At 46.7% G+C, this 16313-nt stretch carries 14 protein-coding genes and 2 pseudogenes; 4 read left to right on the plus strand and 12 right to left on the minus strand.

Going from position 1 to position 16313, the window contains the following annotated elements; genetic code table 11:
• Nucleotides 1-3: 3 nt before the first annotated feature.
• The 5 genes and pseudogenes from acs to D791_RS16995 form a co-directional block, all read right to left on the minus strand.
• Nucleotides 4-1958, minus strand: a pseudogene (gene acs / locus D791_RS16980) (acetate--CoA ligase).
• A gap of 356 nt (nucleotides 1959-2314) precedes the next feature.
• Nucleotides 2315-3667, minus strand: coding sequence for a sigma-54-dependent transcriptional regulator (locus D791_RS16985; RefSeq protein ID WP_337588685.1), 1353 nt, complete (start codon nucleotides 3665-3667; stop codon nucleotides 2315-2317).
• Nucleotides 3668-3721: 54 nt separating this feature from the next.
• Nucleotides 3722-4774, minus strand: coding sequence for a sensor histidine kinase (locus D791_RS16990; protein ID WP_036514189.1), 1053 nt, complete (start codon nucleotides 4772-4774; stop codon nucleotides 3722-3724).
• The gene (locus D791_RS22220; RefSeq protein WP_475097261.1) at nucleotides 4771-5016 is read right to left on the minus strand and encodes a helix-turn-helix domain-containing protein; all 246 of its coding nucleotides are present in this window, start codon (nucleotides 5014-5016) and stop codon (nucleotides 4771-4773) included. Before D791_RS22220 ends, D791_RS16990 begins: the two co-directional genes overlap by 4 nt.
• A gap of 92 nt (nucleotides 5017-5108) precedes the next feature.
• A pseudogene (locus D791_RS16995) lies at nucleotides 5109-6230 on the minus strand (sigma 54-interacting transcriptional regulator); the annotation flags it as partial.
• 396 nt (nucleotides 6231-6626) lie between these two features.
• On the opposite strand from D791_RS16995, the gene D791_RS17000 reads away from it, so the two are divergent.
• The gene (locus D791_RS17000) at nucleotides 6627-7598 is read left to right on the plus strand and encodes an Rpn family recombination-promoting nuclease/putative transposase (RefSeq protein ID WP_036514191.1); all 972 of its coding nucleotides are present in this window, start codon (nucleotides 6627-6629) and stop codon (nucleotides 7596-7598) included.
• A gap of 45 nt (nucleotides 7599-7643) precedes the next feature.
• On the opposite strand, the gene D791_RS17005 is transcribed toward D791_RS17000, so the two are convergent.
• Nucleotides 7644-7928 carry a virulence factor gene (locus D791_RS17005; RefSeq protein ID WP_036514193.1) on the minus strand — a complete coding sequence of 95 codons (285 nt, stop codon included), beginning with the start codon at nucleotides 7926-7928 and terminating at the stop codon, nucleotides 7644-7646.
• A 358-nt stretch (nucleotides 7929-8286) separates the two neighbouring features.
• On the opposite strand from D791_RS17005, the gene D791_RS20465 reads away from it, so the two are divergent.
• On the plus strand, nucleotides 8287-8541 hold the full coding sequence (locus D791_RS20465) for a hypothetical protein (RefSeq protein ID WP_237748696.1): 255 nt from the start codon (nucleotides 8287-8289) through the stop codon (nucleotides 8539-8541).
• Nucleotides 8542-8624: 83 nt separating this feature from the next.
• On the opposite strand, the gene fliS is transcribed toward D791_RS20465, so the two are convergent.
• The 4 genes from fliS to D791_RS17030 all read right to left on the minus strand — a co-directional run bounded on the left by fliS (nucleotide 8625) and on the right by D791_RS17030 (nucleotide 13705).
• Nucleotides 8625-9020, minus strand: a complete 396-nt coding sequence (fliS, locus tag D791_RS17015; RefSeq protein WP_036514195.1) for a flagellar export chaperone FliS — start codon at nucleotides 9018-9020, stop codon at nucleotides 8625-8627.
• Nucleotides 9021-9038: 18 nt separating this feature from the next.
• On the minus strand, nucleotides 9039-11051 hold the full coding sequence (gene fliD, locus D791_RS17020) for a flagellar filament capping protein FliD (protein ID WP_036514196.1): 2013 nt from the start codon (nucleotides 11049-11051) through the stop codon (nucleotides 9039-9041).
• Between the two features lie 73 nt (nucleotides 11052-11124).
• Nucleotides 11125-11484 carry a flagellar protein FlaG gene (locus D791_RS17025; RefSeq protein ID WP_051514648.1) on the minus strand — a complete coding sequence of 120 codons (360 nt, stop codon included), beginning with the start codon at nucleotides 11482-11484 and terminating at the stop codon, nucleotides 11125-11127.
• Nucleotides 11485-11563: 79 nt separating this feature from the next.
• Complete coding sequence (locus D791_RS17030) at nucleotides 11564-13705, minus strand: flagellin N-terminal helical domain-containing protein (protein ID WP_036514198.1); 2142 nt, start codon at nucleotides 13703-13705, stop codon at nucleotides 11564-11566.
• Between the two features lie 223 nt (nucleotides 13706-13928).
• On the opposite strand from D791_RS17030, the gene D791_RS17035 reads away from it, so the two are divergent.
• Nucleotides 13929-14252: a flagellar protein FliT gene (locus tag D791_RS17035; RefSeq protein ID WP_036514200.1), complete on the plus strand. Its 324-nt coding sequence runs from the start codon at nucleotides 13929-13931 to the stop codon at nucleotides 14250-14252.
• Nucleotides 14253-14260: 8 nt separating this feature from the next.
• Entirely contained in the window at nucleotides 14261-14473 is a 213-nt protein-coding gene (locus D791_RS20120; RefSeq protein WP_157682419.1) for a hypothetical protein, read from the plus strand.
• 25 nt (nucleotides 14474-14498) lie between these two features.
• Here the strand turns inward: D791_RS20120 and D791_RS17040 are convergent, their stop codons facing one another.
• Nucleotides 14499-15398, minus strand: a complete 900-nt coding sequence (locus D791_RS17040) for an Rpn family recombination-promoting nuclease/putative transposase (protein WP_089503654.1) — start codon at nucleotides 15396-15398, stop codon at nucleotides 14499-14501.
• 352 nt (nucleotides 15399-15750) lie between these two features.
• A partial coding sequence (locus D791_RS17045; protein WP_036514205.1) for a PD-(D/E)XK nuclease family transposase occupies nucleotides 15751-16313 on the minus strand: 563 nt, incomplete at its 5' end.

The raw sequence follows: 16313 nt of genomic DNA on the forward strand, positions 1-16313 counted from the left end.
TAATTAGCTCTTACGGTTTAAACGATGTTCAATCAAATCATCAACCACCGATGGGTCAGCCAGCGTCGAGGTATCCCCCAATGCACTGAAATCATCTTCAGCAATTTTACGCAAAATACGACGCATAATCTTGCCTGAGCGTGTTTTTGGCATGCCAGGGGAGAATTGAATTAAGTCAGGTGATGCAATTGGACCGATCTCACTGCGAACCCAATTACGCAGCTCTTTCATAAGCTCATCAGACTGCTCATAGCCCGCTTTCAAGGTCACATACACGTATATGCCTTGACCTTTGAGTTCGTGCGGATACCCCACCACGCAGCCTCAGCTACGGCTGGGTGTGCAACCAACGCCGACTCAACCTCAGCCGTACCCATACGGTGACCGGACACATTGATTACGTCGTCCACGCGGCCTGTGATCCAGTAGTAACCGTCCTCATCGCGACGTGCGCCGTCACCTGTGGTGTAACTACCTTTAAAGGTTGAGAAGTAGGTCTGCACAAAACGCTCGTGATCGCCAAAAATACTGCGGCTTTGACCAGGCCAAGAGTCTGTAATGACCAGATTGCCTTCACCTGCTCCAACAACTTCTTTGCCTTCATTATCAACAAGGGCTGGTTGAACACCAAAGAATGGACGTGTCGCTGAGCCTGGCTTCGTCGGCGTCGCACCCGGTAATGGCACAATCATGATGCCACCGGTTTCTGTCTGCCACCATGTATCCACGATTGGACACTTGCCCTTACCAAAAATACGGTGGTACCAGGTCCAAGCTTCTGGGTTAATTGGCTCACCTACCGACCCCAACAGCTTCAAGCTGGATAGATCTGAATCGCCCAACACATCCTCACCCTGTTGCATCAGCGCACGAATCGCCGTTGGAGCGGTGTAGAACTGGTTAACTTTGTGTTTTTCGATTACACGACCAAAACGACTGTTGTCAGGATAGCTTGGCACACCTTCAAACATCAGCGTGGTCGCACCGTTGGCCAAAGGACCGTACACAATATAGGAATGGCCTGTTACCCAACCCACGTCAGCCGTACACCAATAAACATCTCCTTCGTGATAGTCAAAGATGTACTCATGCGTCATGGACGCATAGACCAAGTAGCCGCCAGTGGTGTGCTGTAAGCCTTTAGGTTGGCCTGTTGAACCGGAGGTATACAGAATGAACAAGGGATCTTCAGCGTTCATTTCTTCAGGAGGACAATCAGTAGAAGCGGCCGCACAGACTTCGTGACACCATACGTCACGGTTTTCGTGCCAAGCAACGTCTTTGGTTGTGCGCTGAACCACGATCACAGTTTCAATGCAAGAAGCGGCACCGTGCTCGTCAATCGCAGCATCTACGTTGGCTTTTAATGGCACTTGTTTGCCGCCACGCAGTGAATAATTTGAGGTCACTACCAACTTAGACTTCGCACCGATAATACGGCTCGCTAATGCCTCTGGTGAGAAACCACCAAACACGATGGAGTGTATTGCACCGATACGCGTACAGGCCAACATCGCCACAGCCGCTTCTGGAATCATCGGTAAATACAGGGTAACCACATCTCCTTTTTGGATGCCTTGCGCTTTTAGCGCATTGGCAAAGCGACAAACGCGCTCATGCAGGTCACGATAGGTGATTTTTTCATCTTCTTCGGGATTGTCGCCTTCCCAAATAATAGCCACTTGATCACCACGTGTGGCAAGGTGACGATCTAGGCAGTTAGCAGACACGTTTAATGTGCCGTCTTCGTACCACTTGATAGACACATTATGTGGATCGAAGGAGGTGTTTTTAACGCGCGTGTATGGCTTAATCCAGTCAATACGCTTGCCTTGCTCTCCCCAGAAAGCTTCGGGATCGTTAATTGACTGCTCGTACATTGCTTCGTATTTAGCGTTATCGATATGTGCGTTTGCTGCAAACGCTGGATCTACCGGAAAAACGTTCTGATCACTCATGTATATGCCCTTAGCTTGAGATTTGTTTTTATACCGCCCGATACGCTGTCTTTTTTGTTTTTATTGCGACTAACGCAAAATTCGCATGGCTTTAATACGTTTATACAGAAGCTTACCCTCGGCCTTAATTAGACATTGGTCTCACCAATCTTTAACTATAGAACTAAGACCGCGAATATGCGCGTAAAACGGCGCTAACGTAATGACCTACATTGAATTTCTCTTAAGTCGTATTTTTCGATAAATCCCCTCCGTTCGACTAATGTGCAAGCGCTAACAACCGCGCTCTGATGATCTAACAGCGCCGCATCAAGACAATAGATCCTCTAAATTGATGCCCTGCTCACGCATTTTAGCTAATTTATAGCGCAAGGTACGAGGACTGATGCTAGATGCTCAGCGGCAAGCTTACGACTGCCTTTAAAGCTCACCAAGGCATCAATAATAATTTGATTTTCATGCTGACGTAAATCCTGATCCAGCGCCCCCCCTGTAGATGACTCAAGGATTGTAGGCTCCACAAGGGTGGGTTTTACGTCCTGCGACGGTGTTGATGTTGAGCCAAGGTGTCGCATTGGAATGCTGGCCACCCCCATATGCAAATCATCTGGTTGAATAACCGACCCCATTTGCAAAATCAACGCGCGCTGAACCGTGTTGTCCAATTCACGAACATTGCCAGGCCAAGCATAGGTTTGTAAGCGCTCACAGGCCGCCTCACTCAAACTCGCCAATGAACGCTTCATTTTTTTACAATGTTGAACGAGCAAACGCTTCGCCAGCGGTACAATATCCTCCACACGCTCACGCAGTGGCAGCCATTGCAACGGAAACACATTTAAGCGGTAATAGAGGTCTTCGCGGAATCGACCTTCTGCGACATACTGCTCTAACTGTCGATTACTGGTGGCCAGGACACGTACATCCAGCTTGATCAGCTTGCGACTGCCAATTCGCTCTACCTCTTGCTCCTGTAACACTCGCAACAGCTTAGCCTGCAAGCCTAACTCCATTTCACTGATTTCATCCAGCAACAAGGTGCCACCATTGGCTTGTTCAAACTTACCCGGCACACTGCTCAAGGCACCCGTAAATGCGCCCTTCTCATGACCAAACAGTGTCGCTTCCAACATATTTTCGGGAATTGCCGCACAGTTAATCGCCACAAAGGGGGCCTGCGCACGTGCAGAATGCTGGTGTATGTAACGTGCCAACACCTCTTTACCCGTTCCAGACTCACCCGTAATCATCACCGTTGAATCAGTTTGCGCCACACGCTGTGCGATCTGCAACAAATGCTGACTGGCGGGAGACTCTGCAACAGGCGTATCCACCTGACCAGCCACCCAGCCTTTTGTGTGCGTCAGTACCAGCTCTACTAGCTGCTGCGGCTCGAAGGGCTTCATCAAATAATCCACGGCCCCTGAGCGTATGGCATCCACCGCACGATCAACCTGCCCATAGGCGGTGATTAACGCCACAGGCAGCAACGGAAAACGTTGTTTAATCTGCGCCAACAACTGATGGCCGTCCATCCCCGGCATATTGACATCGGTAACGACCATATCAACACGGGTATGCTCTAAACATACTAGGGCGTCTTCTGCTGACCCAGCCTCGACAAAGCCAATTTTGGCTAAGCTTAAGGTGTCGCACAAGGCCTCACGCAATCCCAAATCATCCTCGACGATTAACACCTTCAAGGACATACGCAACCCCATTTTAATTTAATCACTGACATTTTCTGCCTTTCACGCTGAGCGCTAAGCTTTAATTGGTAAAATAAAGGTGGCACAAGTACCCTCTCCCAGCACGGATTGCAACTCAAAACGGCCATGGTGCGCCCTCGCCATAACTTGTGCGATGGCCAATCCCAAGCCCGTCCCATGCGTTTTAGTGGTAAAAAACGGTGTTTGTACCTGCTCAAGCAACTCCGGCGCAATACCAGGCCCCTGATCTTGCACCGACAGACGAAGACTCCCCTCCTCTTGCGCCAAGCGAATACTCAGCTCGGCTCCCGGACCCGTTGCCTGCAGCGCATTGTTCACAAGGTTCAATACCGCACCCAACAAGGCCTCTAGATTGCATTGAATGGACACATCGCCCGCCAGATTGATGAACTCACAGTCCGCATCGTACTGACTCAACGGCTGATCCAGCAAGTCTTCAATGGCGACCAACAGAGCCTCTGCCGTCACTTGATTATCAAGGCGTGTTTCACCACGCGCAAAAATCAACATGTCGCGTACTTGTTGTTCAAGATGCGTTAGATTCGTTTTTACCTTGCCCGCAAACTTGATACGCTGCTCGTCTTGTAAACTCGGTGACATCAAATGTGATGCATAAATCAAGGCCGTGGATAAGGGTGTCCTCACTTGATGTGCCAAGGACGCCATCATTCGACCCATTTCAGATAAACGTTGATAATGATGTAAACGTGCTTGCAAATCCCGAGTTTGAGTCTGATCGGTAATAAACACCAGCTGCCCCGGCTCATCCGGTAAGGCCTCTGTCGCCAAACTCACGCGCTTGCCGTTTTTTAACGACACTTCATGACCATCATCGGGCCGTGGTGCAAAGCAGGTTTGAATAATCGACAACCAAGCCTCATCCTGCAACTGCGTTCCAAGCAACTGCTCCGCAGCGGGATTACACTCCGCAATACGGCCACGGTTGTCGATCACCAACACCCCGCCGGGCATTAAATCAATCAACTCACGCAGGCGAGCCAAGGCTTTTTTTTCCTCTTGCAGTGCCGCAACCTCATGCTCCAAGGCCACTATCCGTGCCTGCAACGCGTGCTCTGTCTCACTCATGCTCGTGAAATTCCATACTTACGCATTTTCTCTACCAGAGTGGTACGTCGAATTTGCAACTGTTGCGCCGCACGCGCGACCACTTGGCCTGCGCCATCCAATGCCTGCTCAATCAATTGTCGCTCTTGCTGCTCCAAAAAGGACTTTAGATCGATGCCCTCATCTGGCAACTGCAAAGCAGTCACCAAGGATTCAACCCCTTTTGAGTCGGTGTTGGCTGCCTGCAAGACTGGTGATGGCATCACACACTCATCCTTCACAGGTGTCAGATAATGATTTGGATTGGGCTCAGGGCAGTGTCGGAATTTTGGCGGTAACTCCGAGACACCAATCACGCGATTAGGGTGCAGAATCGACAGGCGTTCAATCAGGTTCGCCAATTCGCGCACGTTACCTGGCCAGGTATGGCAGCGCAGGGACTCCAGAGCAGCCGGATGAAACTGTATCGGATCTAAGCCCTGTGCCGCCAAACGTTGCACCAGTTCATTGATCAGCAACGGCAGGTCTTCAATGCGCTCACGCAGCGGCGGCACTTCGATAGGAAAAACGTTTAAACGATAATACAAATCCTCACGGAACTCGCCCTCGTGAATCATGGTCTCGAGATGCTTGTGTGTGGCGGTGATAATGCGTACATCCACCTCAATCGTCTTGCTGCCCCCGACCCGCTCAAACTGGCGTTCCTGCAGCACCCGCAGCAACTTGACCTGCATCGGCAAGGCATATCACCAATTTCATCTAAAAATAACGTGCCGCCATTGGCCATTTCAAAACGCCCCGCTCGGCTGCTAATCGCCCCGGTAAATGCGCCACGTTCATGACCAAACAACTCGCTTTCTAGCAACTCCGCTGGGATAGCACCACAGTTCACAGGGACAAAGGGCTGACCCTTCCGATCCGAATGCTCGTGCAAGGCGCGTGCAATCACTTCTTTACCCGTACCCGACTCACCTGAAATCATCACACTGGCATCTTTACACGCCACCTGGTGCACAAGGCTTCGCACCTCACGAATTTTAGGGCTCTGTCCAACAAACCCCGCTAGGTCTTTTGCCCACAACTCCTGCGCAACCGAGCGCTCGCGCCAAACTGATGCTTGATGCAAGGTGTCCATTAAGGTTTTATAACGAAAAGGGGGCGACCACAAACCCAGTACACCTAAATCCCGTGCGGTATCGGTTTCTAACTCTGTCCATTCACACAACAAGAGTTTGGGAATTAAATGCTGCTTGTCGGTTAATGCAGCCATGAGTTTAGCGGGCGATAAGGGCAAACGGCTGTACCCCATCAACACCAATCCAATATGGGAGAGATTGAAGGTATCGCCCTGTTGTAACCACGTGACAAAGTCAAAATTATGACAGTGAATATCCAGAAACGCTAAGCAGGTTTGCACTGCTAAACGCCGCTCTGGATCGTCATCGAGAAGTAAAACGTCAAAATTATACGTCGTCATAGCCCAGTGTTCAGCAAATTGAATCGCACTAGGGTAACGTGTATCTGAGTTTTGTCAATCGTTTGACGGTTTAATCCCGGGCAATCGCACTAACTGATCAAACTCAGTGCCAGTCCGGGGTGGTGGTACCGCTGCCGTGGGACACGCTTTGCGTCATCCATGACCGCTCAACTGCCGCCGTCCTGGCGGCAGATGGTCCCCCGGAAGCGATACCACCACCCCTCTAGAAAAGGGTGCCAACCGAGAGATGTGTCGAGCCTGCGTTCTCTCTCCGATAATCCTGATATGTGACGACAGACGAAAGGAATCAGTGCTAGTGCTTGAGTATTGATGAGTGAAAACATACACTTTCGACTGTAATACAAGGTAGAACACGCCAATAGAAAGGAGTCTATTATGGCAAAGCACTACGATACCGCGTACAAGGAAGTCTTTAGCTACCCTGAGTTCGTCCAACAGCTTATTGAAGGCTTTATTCCCGTCGAAATCGCTGAGATCATGGATTTCTCAACCCTGTCCATCCACAGTGGTAATTACATCACTCCCATGTTTGAAGAAAAGCTTGAAGATGTCGTTTGGTCTGTCGAAGTCTCATGGGACGGCATTACACACCCCATATTCATCTATATCTTACTGGAGTTTCAATCCCAACCCGATGCCAAAATGCCCATACGCCTGCTGCATTATGTGGCCTGCTTCTATGATCACCTATTAAAAAACAAAAAGACCATTTTAAAGAAAGGCTTACCACCCATCTTACCCATTGTTTTATATAACGGCTCGAAACGCTGGACGGCAAAGCACGATATATTCGACATGATCACACCTGAACCTCCCGCTTTTTTAAAGGCCTATCAGCCACACTTACGCTATTACTTGGTTGATGAAGGGCGCTATACTAATGAAGACTTGGGTCTTAAAAGCACACCATTAAGTGGGATGTTTTCAATTGAGAACGCAGGTAAAAGCTTTGAAGACTTGCAACGTGCAGTGGATCGAATTGTCGCGATTATTAAAGCAGATCCGAATAAGGAACGCATTGATAAGATCGTCACTCGCTGGATCAAGCGCCACTTGAAGTACTTAGGTGCAGAGATCAACCTAGACAAGCTAAACAGCTTAATAGAGGACAGAGATATGCTAGCTGAGAATCTAGAGAATTTAGTACAGAAAGAACGCCTCCAGAGTGAACAGCGTGGAGAGATACGCGGCATACAAAAAGGTCGCATGGAAGGTGAGCAAGCGAGCCAAGTTAAAATCGCTCATAATTTAATTACACGCACCGACATGGACGACGCCACCATCGCAGATGTCTCTGGTTTACCAATAGAAGAAATAACCAAACTCAAATCTGCATCCAAACTCTGACGAACGACTGTAAAAAATGTTAAATCTCCCTAGGCAACATGAAGTTTAAAGAGCAGGGGTCAAGTCATTATTTTCTTCAATACGTAGCATGCGGATATCGGTTACACACTGTTTAAACCAAGGAAATTGATTACTTAAAGCATTAACAGCCATAACGCACTTTACGGCATCAACTTGATCAGGGTCTCCAAAATAAACGCTACCTTGTTGACGCGTAAATCCCTTTGTTTCTAAGTATTTTTTAATATCACCGTAAGCGTTATTGTAAGAGTTACCTGAGTAGTGCTGTTCAAGATCAGACACCTTCAAATCAAAAGCTATTGCATACATAATGTCGTTTCTCCCTCCGATTCAGGACAAATAAGGGGACATCTTAATTGATACCGCACTTACAGTAAAGTTCAGACCCATTACAAACTAGGGCAATCAGTACTAACTGACCAAACCCGAAGCCATTCCGGGGTGGTGGTACTGCTTCCGAGGGACACGCTTTGCGCCATCCCTGACTGCTCATCTGCCACCGTATATGGCACCCCGGCAGCGGTCCCTCTCTACAACACTGAGCCAACTGACAGATTCTTCTCTGCCCGATAATCCCGAGATATGACGCTGGATCAAGCGCCACTTGAAGTACCTATGTGCAGAGATCAACCTAGACAAGCTCAACAGCTTAATAGAGGACAGAGACATGCTAGCTGAGAATTTAGAAAATTTAGTACAAAAAGAACGCCTCCAGAGTGAACAGCGCGGAGAGATTCGCGGCATACAAAAAGGACGCGTGGAAGGTCGCATGGAAGGTCGCATGGAAGGTGAGCAAGCGAGCCAAGTTAAAATCGCTCATAATTTAATTAGCCGCACCGACATGGACGATGCCACAATCGCAGATGTTTCTGGTTTACCGATAGAAGAAGTCATCAAACTCAGATCTGCATCCAAACACTGACAAACAGATGTAGTAGAAGATTCAAAGAAAAGCCCCTAGGCAACGGAGTCGCACTAGGGGCAAGGGAGGAGATGGATAGGTGACTAGCCGTTACGGTATTCTATGGGCATTTCGTCCCAGCCTTGTTTGATTTCAAGAAGCAAGTCAATAATCTCTTGTGCTTTCTCAGCACTGTTTTCACGGCCTGTTTGTAAGGATGTTTCCAACATGTACACATATAAACGGTCTAGATTGGCGGCAACTTCTCCACCCTTTTCCAGATCCAAGTTATCACGCAATCCCAACAAAATACTGTTGCCCTTATTCAAGTGCAATGCACGTGCCTCTATATCACTGCGCTCAATAGCACCTTTCGCTTTGGCGAAAGCTTCAAGCGCGCCATGAATCAGCATTGAAATTAACTTGTGAGGCGAGGCAGTGGCGATCGTTGAGTTAACGTCCACTTGTTTGTACTGCTGCATGGCTTTTGGCGCATTCATTTTAATTAAACCTATTGATTACTTACGACTGGCGGTAAAGGGGAGACGATCAAGAATACCGTCTAACTGATTACCCGTTGATTGAAATTGTGCAATGATACGCTCCATCGCTAAAAACTGAGCTTGCAACTGGTCAAAGCGTTTTTCCATTCGTGAATCCAAACGGGTTTGCTCTTCTTTGACGACCGTTACTTGCTTAGATAACGTGTCTTCTCGATTCTTAATACCACCATCTCGAGATAAAAAACCTGCAATCAGGCTATTTAGTTCAGATCCTAAACCTTTGGATACTCGCACTTCAGCAGTAGAAGGTGCATTGTCTTGTATAACAAAGTTTAAACCAACACCTGGCTGACCTATGGCTGGCAATAGAACATTACCTGCTCCAAAGCCTGCGACTCCATTAATCTTACCAGATGCATCCGTGCCAGTTGTCCCTGAGAGCCCTGTGTTTATACCGAAGTCACTCATATTATTAGCGGAAACAAAGGATACGTTTGATGAACTTCCATACTCACGAGATGTAAAATTAAATGATCCTGACACTGAGTCAAAGCTTACATCCAATGAAATATTTGATGACTTTAAGTTACTGTCATTATTAATTAGGGATTGCAACGCAGCAGCGAACTCCTGCTCATTGCTGTACTGAGTGTCCGCAGGTAACGTAATTGTATTGGACACAACACTATTAACACGTATTTGAAAACTATAGGTATCAGACGCTGTATCAAATGTACCAAAATCAACCGTTGAAGCATCACCGGAAATTTGGCCTTTCGTACCCGGAACTACCTCAGTAAGTGTATACAAACCTCCTTGTGTATTAGCAAACTGAGACCCTTTTTCTACTTGAACACCAACTGTATTACTTTCAATTTTGGGAGCAAATATGTTTGAGACAGCAGAGAAGTTGTTTGTTAGAACTTGGTTAAATAAAGTTTCATTGATCCCTAAGGAGCCATCCAGTTGAGTTTCGATACCTAAGGTTGCTAAAGATGAGGCACCCCCCGATATACCAGGGATAGCCGAAGTCATCATATCCCGAATCTGCTGCACCATTCCTCTTGCTATAGAGTCAGTGGATAAATCACCCCTAACGATCTGATTATCCTCATCGCGACTAAAGCCAGTTAAACCTCGGCTAAAGGTTAAAAAATCATTATAAGCGGTAACAAAGTCACGAACAGCCTGCTCACCCGTCGCTTTATCTTCTGATATGGTGAAGTTAATAATTTCACCTTGATTTGCTCGGTTCAAACTAAATGTCAAACCAGAAATAACATCTGTAATTTCGTTGCTTGGGCGCTTAACCGTTAAACCATTAATTTTAAGCTCTGCATCTTGCGCTGCTTGATTTTGGATTAAGTTTTGAAAACCTTCTCTATAGTCTAAATCAGTGAGCGCACCTGTTGCCGTTATTTCTAACGCATTTTGCTCACCCGTTGGTGATGCAATCAGAAGCTGAAACTGCCCTGCGTTAGCAACAATCGATGCTTGTATTCCAGAGTTGGATGCATTAATTGCATCCCGAATGCCTTCAAGTGTATTGTTTGTTGAGTCTATTTCTATAGAAAGGCTATTACGATCTGTATTTTGGGTAAACTGGCTCGTTCCATCCCATAGGCCAAAACGAATATTAATAGTACCTTCACCAACCACCGACTTAGGGTCTGATACAGGCGCCATTGACAAAGACTGAACACGAGCAAGACCTATGGATTCTACTTGGTAGGTCCCTGGCAGCGCATTCGCTTCGACCTTGGTGGGCGTGACGGTATTACTTTCTGTAAAAGCAACACTTCGAGCAGAAAAGGTATTTGAATCAGATAAGGGTTTTAGGATACCTTGAAAAGTGCTTAATGCGCTTTTAAGTGCGCCATATCCAGAAATCTGAGCTTGAAGAGTGGATTGACGAGAGTCAATACGTTGTTGAGTCGGGGCTTTTTCAATATCCACCAACTGCGACACCAACGTCTTGGTATCAATACCTGATCCACCGCCCAGTGCACTGACCAAATTTGTACTCATACATCACCTCTCTTTTAATAACGAGCTCAGTTATATGCTAACTCGCCATCACACTTAATCCTTCAAACAGACATCAGGCTTTATCACTAAAGATAACACCCATCATGCCTTCGAGATGCTCCGCAAACTTTAGCGTTTCTTCCGTAGGAATTTGACGAATCAACTCACTGGTTTGTTGATCATACACTTTAACAACAACTTTCCCTGCATCTTGATCAACAGAAAAATTTAACGAACGCTTATCACTTCGCATTAAATCATTTAACTTTTCAACCGCCGCTTCTAACTTTTCAACCGATACCTGAGGCTCAGGCTCTTGTGTAGTTTTGTTAGACGTTGCCTTTACAGCAGACTCAGATGCCGGCTGTGCTGTTACACGCGATAAAGGCTCTTGGCTGACTGATGGTGTCAGATTCATGGACTCGACTGACATAACACACCTCATATAATGACAGCACCGCCCAGTTAAGCGGGCGGTGCTAGTTTATCCGTCTATCCTACCAGCTTTTTAATTACTGAAGTAGAGACAAGACCTGCTGTGGTGCAGCATTTGCCTGAGCTAACATCGCAGTACCCGCTTGTTGAAGAACCTGTGCACGAGATAAAGACGCTGATTCTTTAGCAAAGTCCGCATCTTCAATACGTGAACGAGCTGCAGCTGCGTTCTCCATAACGTTAGAAAGGTTTTTAGTGGTGAAGTCTAAGCGGTTGCTCACCGCACCCAAATCACCCCGAATAGAACTAATTGTCTCTATTGCATTATCGATTGCAAAGATTGCGTCTTGAGCACCTTTTGCAGTCGAAATATCAATGTTTTTTAGAGCACCGCCGCTATCCGCTGCGCCGTAAGTACCGACACGAAGACCAGAGTTAGCAATGGCATCTGATGATCCACGCTCTACTGTGATGGATTTATCAGAATTTAAGGTAAAGCTACCCGCTTGAGTTAACACACCACCATTTCCAAGTTGGGCACCAACTAATACACGATTATCTGTAGTGAAATTGGTAGTAATATTACGACCATCAGCAGCAATCAATTCAACACCACCGCCACCTGTTGTACCAGTCTCTCCAGTGTCTCTGGCAGTCACACCTGTTTGGCCTGAGATTTGATTTACCGCATTCATAAACGCCTGTCGGGTTTCTGCTGCATCTGCACCAGCTATAACAGTAAAGTTTGTTATTGCAACACCGTTAATTGTTCCCGAAACAACGCCACCGGCTGCAGTATCTTGGCCAATGTTATTTCTAACCACATTTTCATTAACAACAGCTGTAACACCTGTCTGATCAGAAACCTTATTAATGGCAGCAGCCTTTGAAATTGCACTAGCATCCTTGTTGGCGAAAGATGCTGTATCACTAAGCGCATTAGAAGGTCCAACAGTTACGCCATTGATTACAACATCACCCGATTGGATTGCTGTTAAATTTGCTCCTAAATCAGATGTAATCTGAGCTTGATTGCCTTTAAAAGTGCCTTCATAAAATCCAGCATCTCTAGCGTTACCAGTTGCACCTGACTCAATTTTGATATCTTTGCCATCAATTGAAGAGAGAGAAACACTACCCGTAGTCACATTACCAACAGTAGCTGGTGGAATTGCGCCTGCAGCGCCTACAATCACAGACGTTAACCCTGTTTTAGCAGCTGTTAGCTCAGTAGCACCACCCTCACCACCTATAACTATCGCGATATTTCTACCATCGGCAGCAACCAACGAAACACCACCATTGTCAGTACCACTATCGATTGCCGTTACCCCTGTTTCGGAGGATCTAGCATTTATAGCGCTAACAACAGCGTTTCTGCTGGCTGCTGCATCAGTAGATGTAGTTAAAGCAATAGTTACACCATTTAATTTAATATCGCCGGTACCAGCACCAGCAGTCATAGTAGTACCACCCAGACGAGTTTCACCAACGGTTGCAACCACACCTGTTTCAGCTGTCTTCTCGTTAATGGCTGCAGCGACGGATATAGCGCTTCCTGATTTAGCAGCAACGGATGACTTATCTGCATCAGTAATGGCCGCGCCTATCGCAATACCATTTATTATCAGATCGCCAGTACCTAAACCGGGAATCGATGCAGCTGCATCTGTTTTACCCTGAGAAGAAATACCAGCGGTCTGAGCAACGCCCAAAGTACTGGTTGACAATTCTTTAATCCCAGTAGTAATAGTCTGATTCGATTGAGCGCCAACTTGTAAGCTTAGCTCGCCCATTGAACCGTCTAGGATATTCTGACCGTTAAAGCTTGTTGTCGTCGCGATACGATCCAATTCAGCTTTTAACTGAGTAACCTCAGCATTCAAAGTTCCACGGTTGCCAGATGAGTAAGTTCCGTTGGCTGATTGAAGTGACAGCTCACGCATACGCTGTAAAATGTTGGTGGATTCTTCAAGCGCCCCCTCAGCTGTTTGGATCAAGGAGATACCATCATTCGCATTACGGACCGCTTGATCTAGGCCTCGTACTTGAGACGTCAGCTTGTTTGCAATCGCTAAACCTGCTGCATCATCTTTAGCAGAGTTGATGCGCTTACCACTGGTCAGACGCTCCATGGCAGTTTTCATATCGTTCTGAGCATTACTCAGGTTACGCTGCGCGTTGAGTGACTGAATATTTGAGTTAATTACCATAGCCATGAGAGTCTCTCCTCAGAGTGCATCGGAATGCCCGTATGCGTCTTTATTCATCAACAGCTGACTGACATGTCAACTGAGCTTATGATCTCTATATCGCCCACTTTGTCAGAACCTTTAGAACTTTTTTCATATTTGATTCAAAGCACCGTGGTTGAATTCAGTTATCGACTCGCGCACACTTAACTTTAGCAAAAATGTTTATTCTATCTTTGGAGACGCGTGCATGACCTTAATGTCCCTAGCCGAAAAGTTATCGGACCTGACCCGACAAGCGCTGTCCTATACAGATGCAAGGGATTGGGCAGCGCTAGAGTTGCTGCAAAACGAACGCGAAAAGCTCTTGCTGCAACTACGCGATCACATCTCCGAACGCCCCGTGCAATCCGAACAAGAAAGCCTACGTTTGGCTGAAATTCTGAATCAAATAAAAGATGCCGACCAAGGCATGAGCCAACGCATAGAACGACTCAAAGCCGAGTTGCTTGATGAAAACCATGATTTGAAAAAAGGACAGCGAATGCAGAAGGCGTATAAGCCGTTTGGTTAAGGCGATGTATGAACTTTGGACGGGCCCATAAACTTGCAGCCAGTTTGCTGACTCTGTTTACACTCAGGCTTTTGCTTTATACGTTTAGTTCAATGCAAACCCCGAAAGGCACTCTACCCATCACTTTTAGAGAGTGCATGCCGCATGGATGCGGCATTCAAGCCTACACGGACGTATTTACGGCGGCTCTCTGGAAGGGGTGGGTAGAGTGCCTAAGCTAAACAGTCAGCTAGCTCTACTAAAAAATCAGTGGTTAGCTTTAAGCCTCAACTGTTCAACCTGGTCCACACTTAAACCTGACAGCTCTGCAATCATCACATCGTCCATTTCGGTCTGGGCAATAAGCTTAAGTGCCGTTTCACGCATCAGGGCTTGGCGACCTTTTTCAATGCCTTGCTCAATGCCTTTTTCAATGCCCTGTTCAAAACCACCTTCCCTCGCTTCCTTCAACAAGGTCGCTTCATCATGCATCGCCCGTTGACGCACAAATGCCAATCGACGCTCTTCATCATCTGCACTAATCATCTTCAATCGCTCCATTGCCTTTTTAACTGGCTCATAAGGTATATCCACCATCTGAACCAGACTCTGCCAATGCTCCAGAAACTCAATCCAAAACCTCAAAGATCCCGAACTCAACTCTAATCGATCCGCCTTTTTCAGTTCGATCAAATTGACCTGCAATTCGTTCCCTAAGCGCACATCCGGCTGCTTTTCATCTCGCATTTCAAAACGCCAAACCGCCTGTTGCTGCTGAGCCTCATTATCCATAAATAAATCAAAGTCCAGAAGATGGATCCCAACCGCGGCTTGCAGCTTGGCATAATCCATCCCCGCATCCAACTGCTCACTCAACATCCGCGCCAAATAATACGCGCTGCGCTTACCCCATGCATTGTAACGGCGTACCTGCATCTCAATATTATAGCGGTTATTCTCCGCATCCTGCGCCAGCACATCGAGAATGATGTATTTGCCTGTCAACTCAGCTGGATTAATGCTTGGATTTAAAACCTCTACCGATGTAATACTCGGTAAATCTGGCCGCACATCATTGATCAAATGCACCAACAAATCTGGCGCTTCAGCAAAAATGCGTTTAAACACATAGTCGTTACGAGGGTCTAACAAATCGAAATTTTGCATGATGATCATCCTGATCCTTATGTTATTTATCCTTTAAAAGCCGTAAACCCAACTCAATGGCTGAACTTACTACCTAAACTTTAATGCTTTTAAAAAGCCAAATACACCACAACACTCTTAAAGGCACTCTGCCCATCACTTTCAGAGAGTGCATGCCGCATGGATGCGGCATTCAAGCCTACACGGACCTATTCACGGCGGCTCTCTGGAAGAGGTGGGTAGAGTGCCTAAGATAAACCATCGGCTTTGTGCACCACTAACAAATCAGTGGTTGGCTTTAAAACTCAGCTGAATGACCAAATCGATGCTTCGACTTAATCTCCCAAAGATGATAAAACACTTCCATATCAGATTAGTGCTTACCATCGTCTCGCAAAGTCATAACCTCTGATTCACTCAAACCCGACGCCTGCGCAATCTGTGCATCGGTTAAAACATTCATTGATATTAAATTTAGAGCCGTTTCACGCATTTGGACTTGGCGACCTTTTTCAACGCCTTGTGCAATGCCTTTTTCAATTCCTTGCTCTATACCTTTTTCGATACCTTGCTCAATACCTTTTTCAATGCCCTGCTCAAAACCACCCTCTCTCGCCTCCTTCAACAAGGTCGCTTCATCATGCATCGCCCGTTGACGCACAAATGCCAACCGACGCTCTTCATCATCTGCACTAATCATCTTCAATCGCTCCATTGCCTTTTTCACTGGCTCATAAGGTATATCCACCATCTGAACCAGACTCTGCCAATGCTCCAAAAACTCAATCCAAAACCTTAAAGACCCCGAATTCAACTCTAATCGATCTGCCTTTTTCAATTCGATCAAATTGACCTGCAACTCGTTCCCTAAACGAACGTCCGGCTGTTGTTCATCCCGCATTTCAAAACGCCAGACGGCTTGCTGTCGCTGAGCTT

Source organism: Nitrincola nitratireducens, assembly GCF_000585235.1.
Lineage (GTDB): Bacteria > Pseudomonadota > Gammaproteobacteria > Pseudomonadales > Balneatricaceae > Nitrincola > Nitrincola alkalisediminis.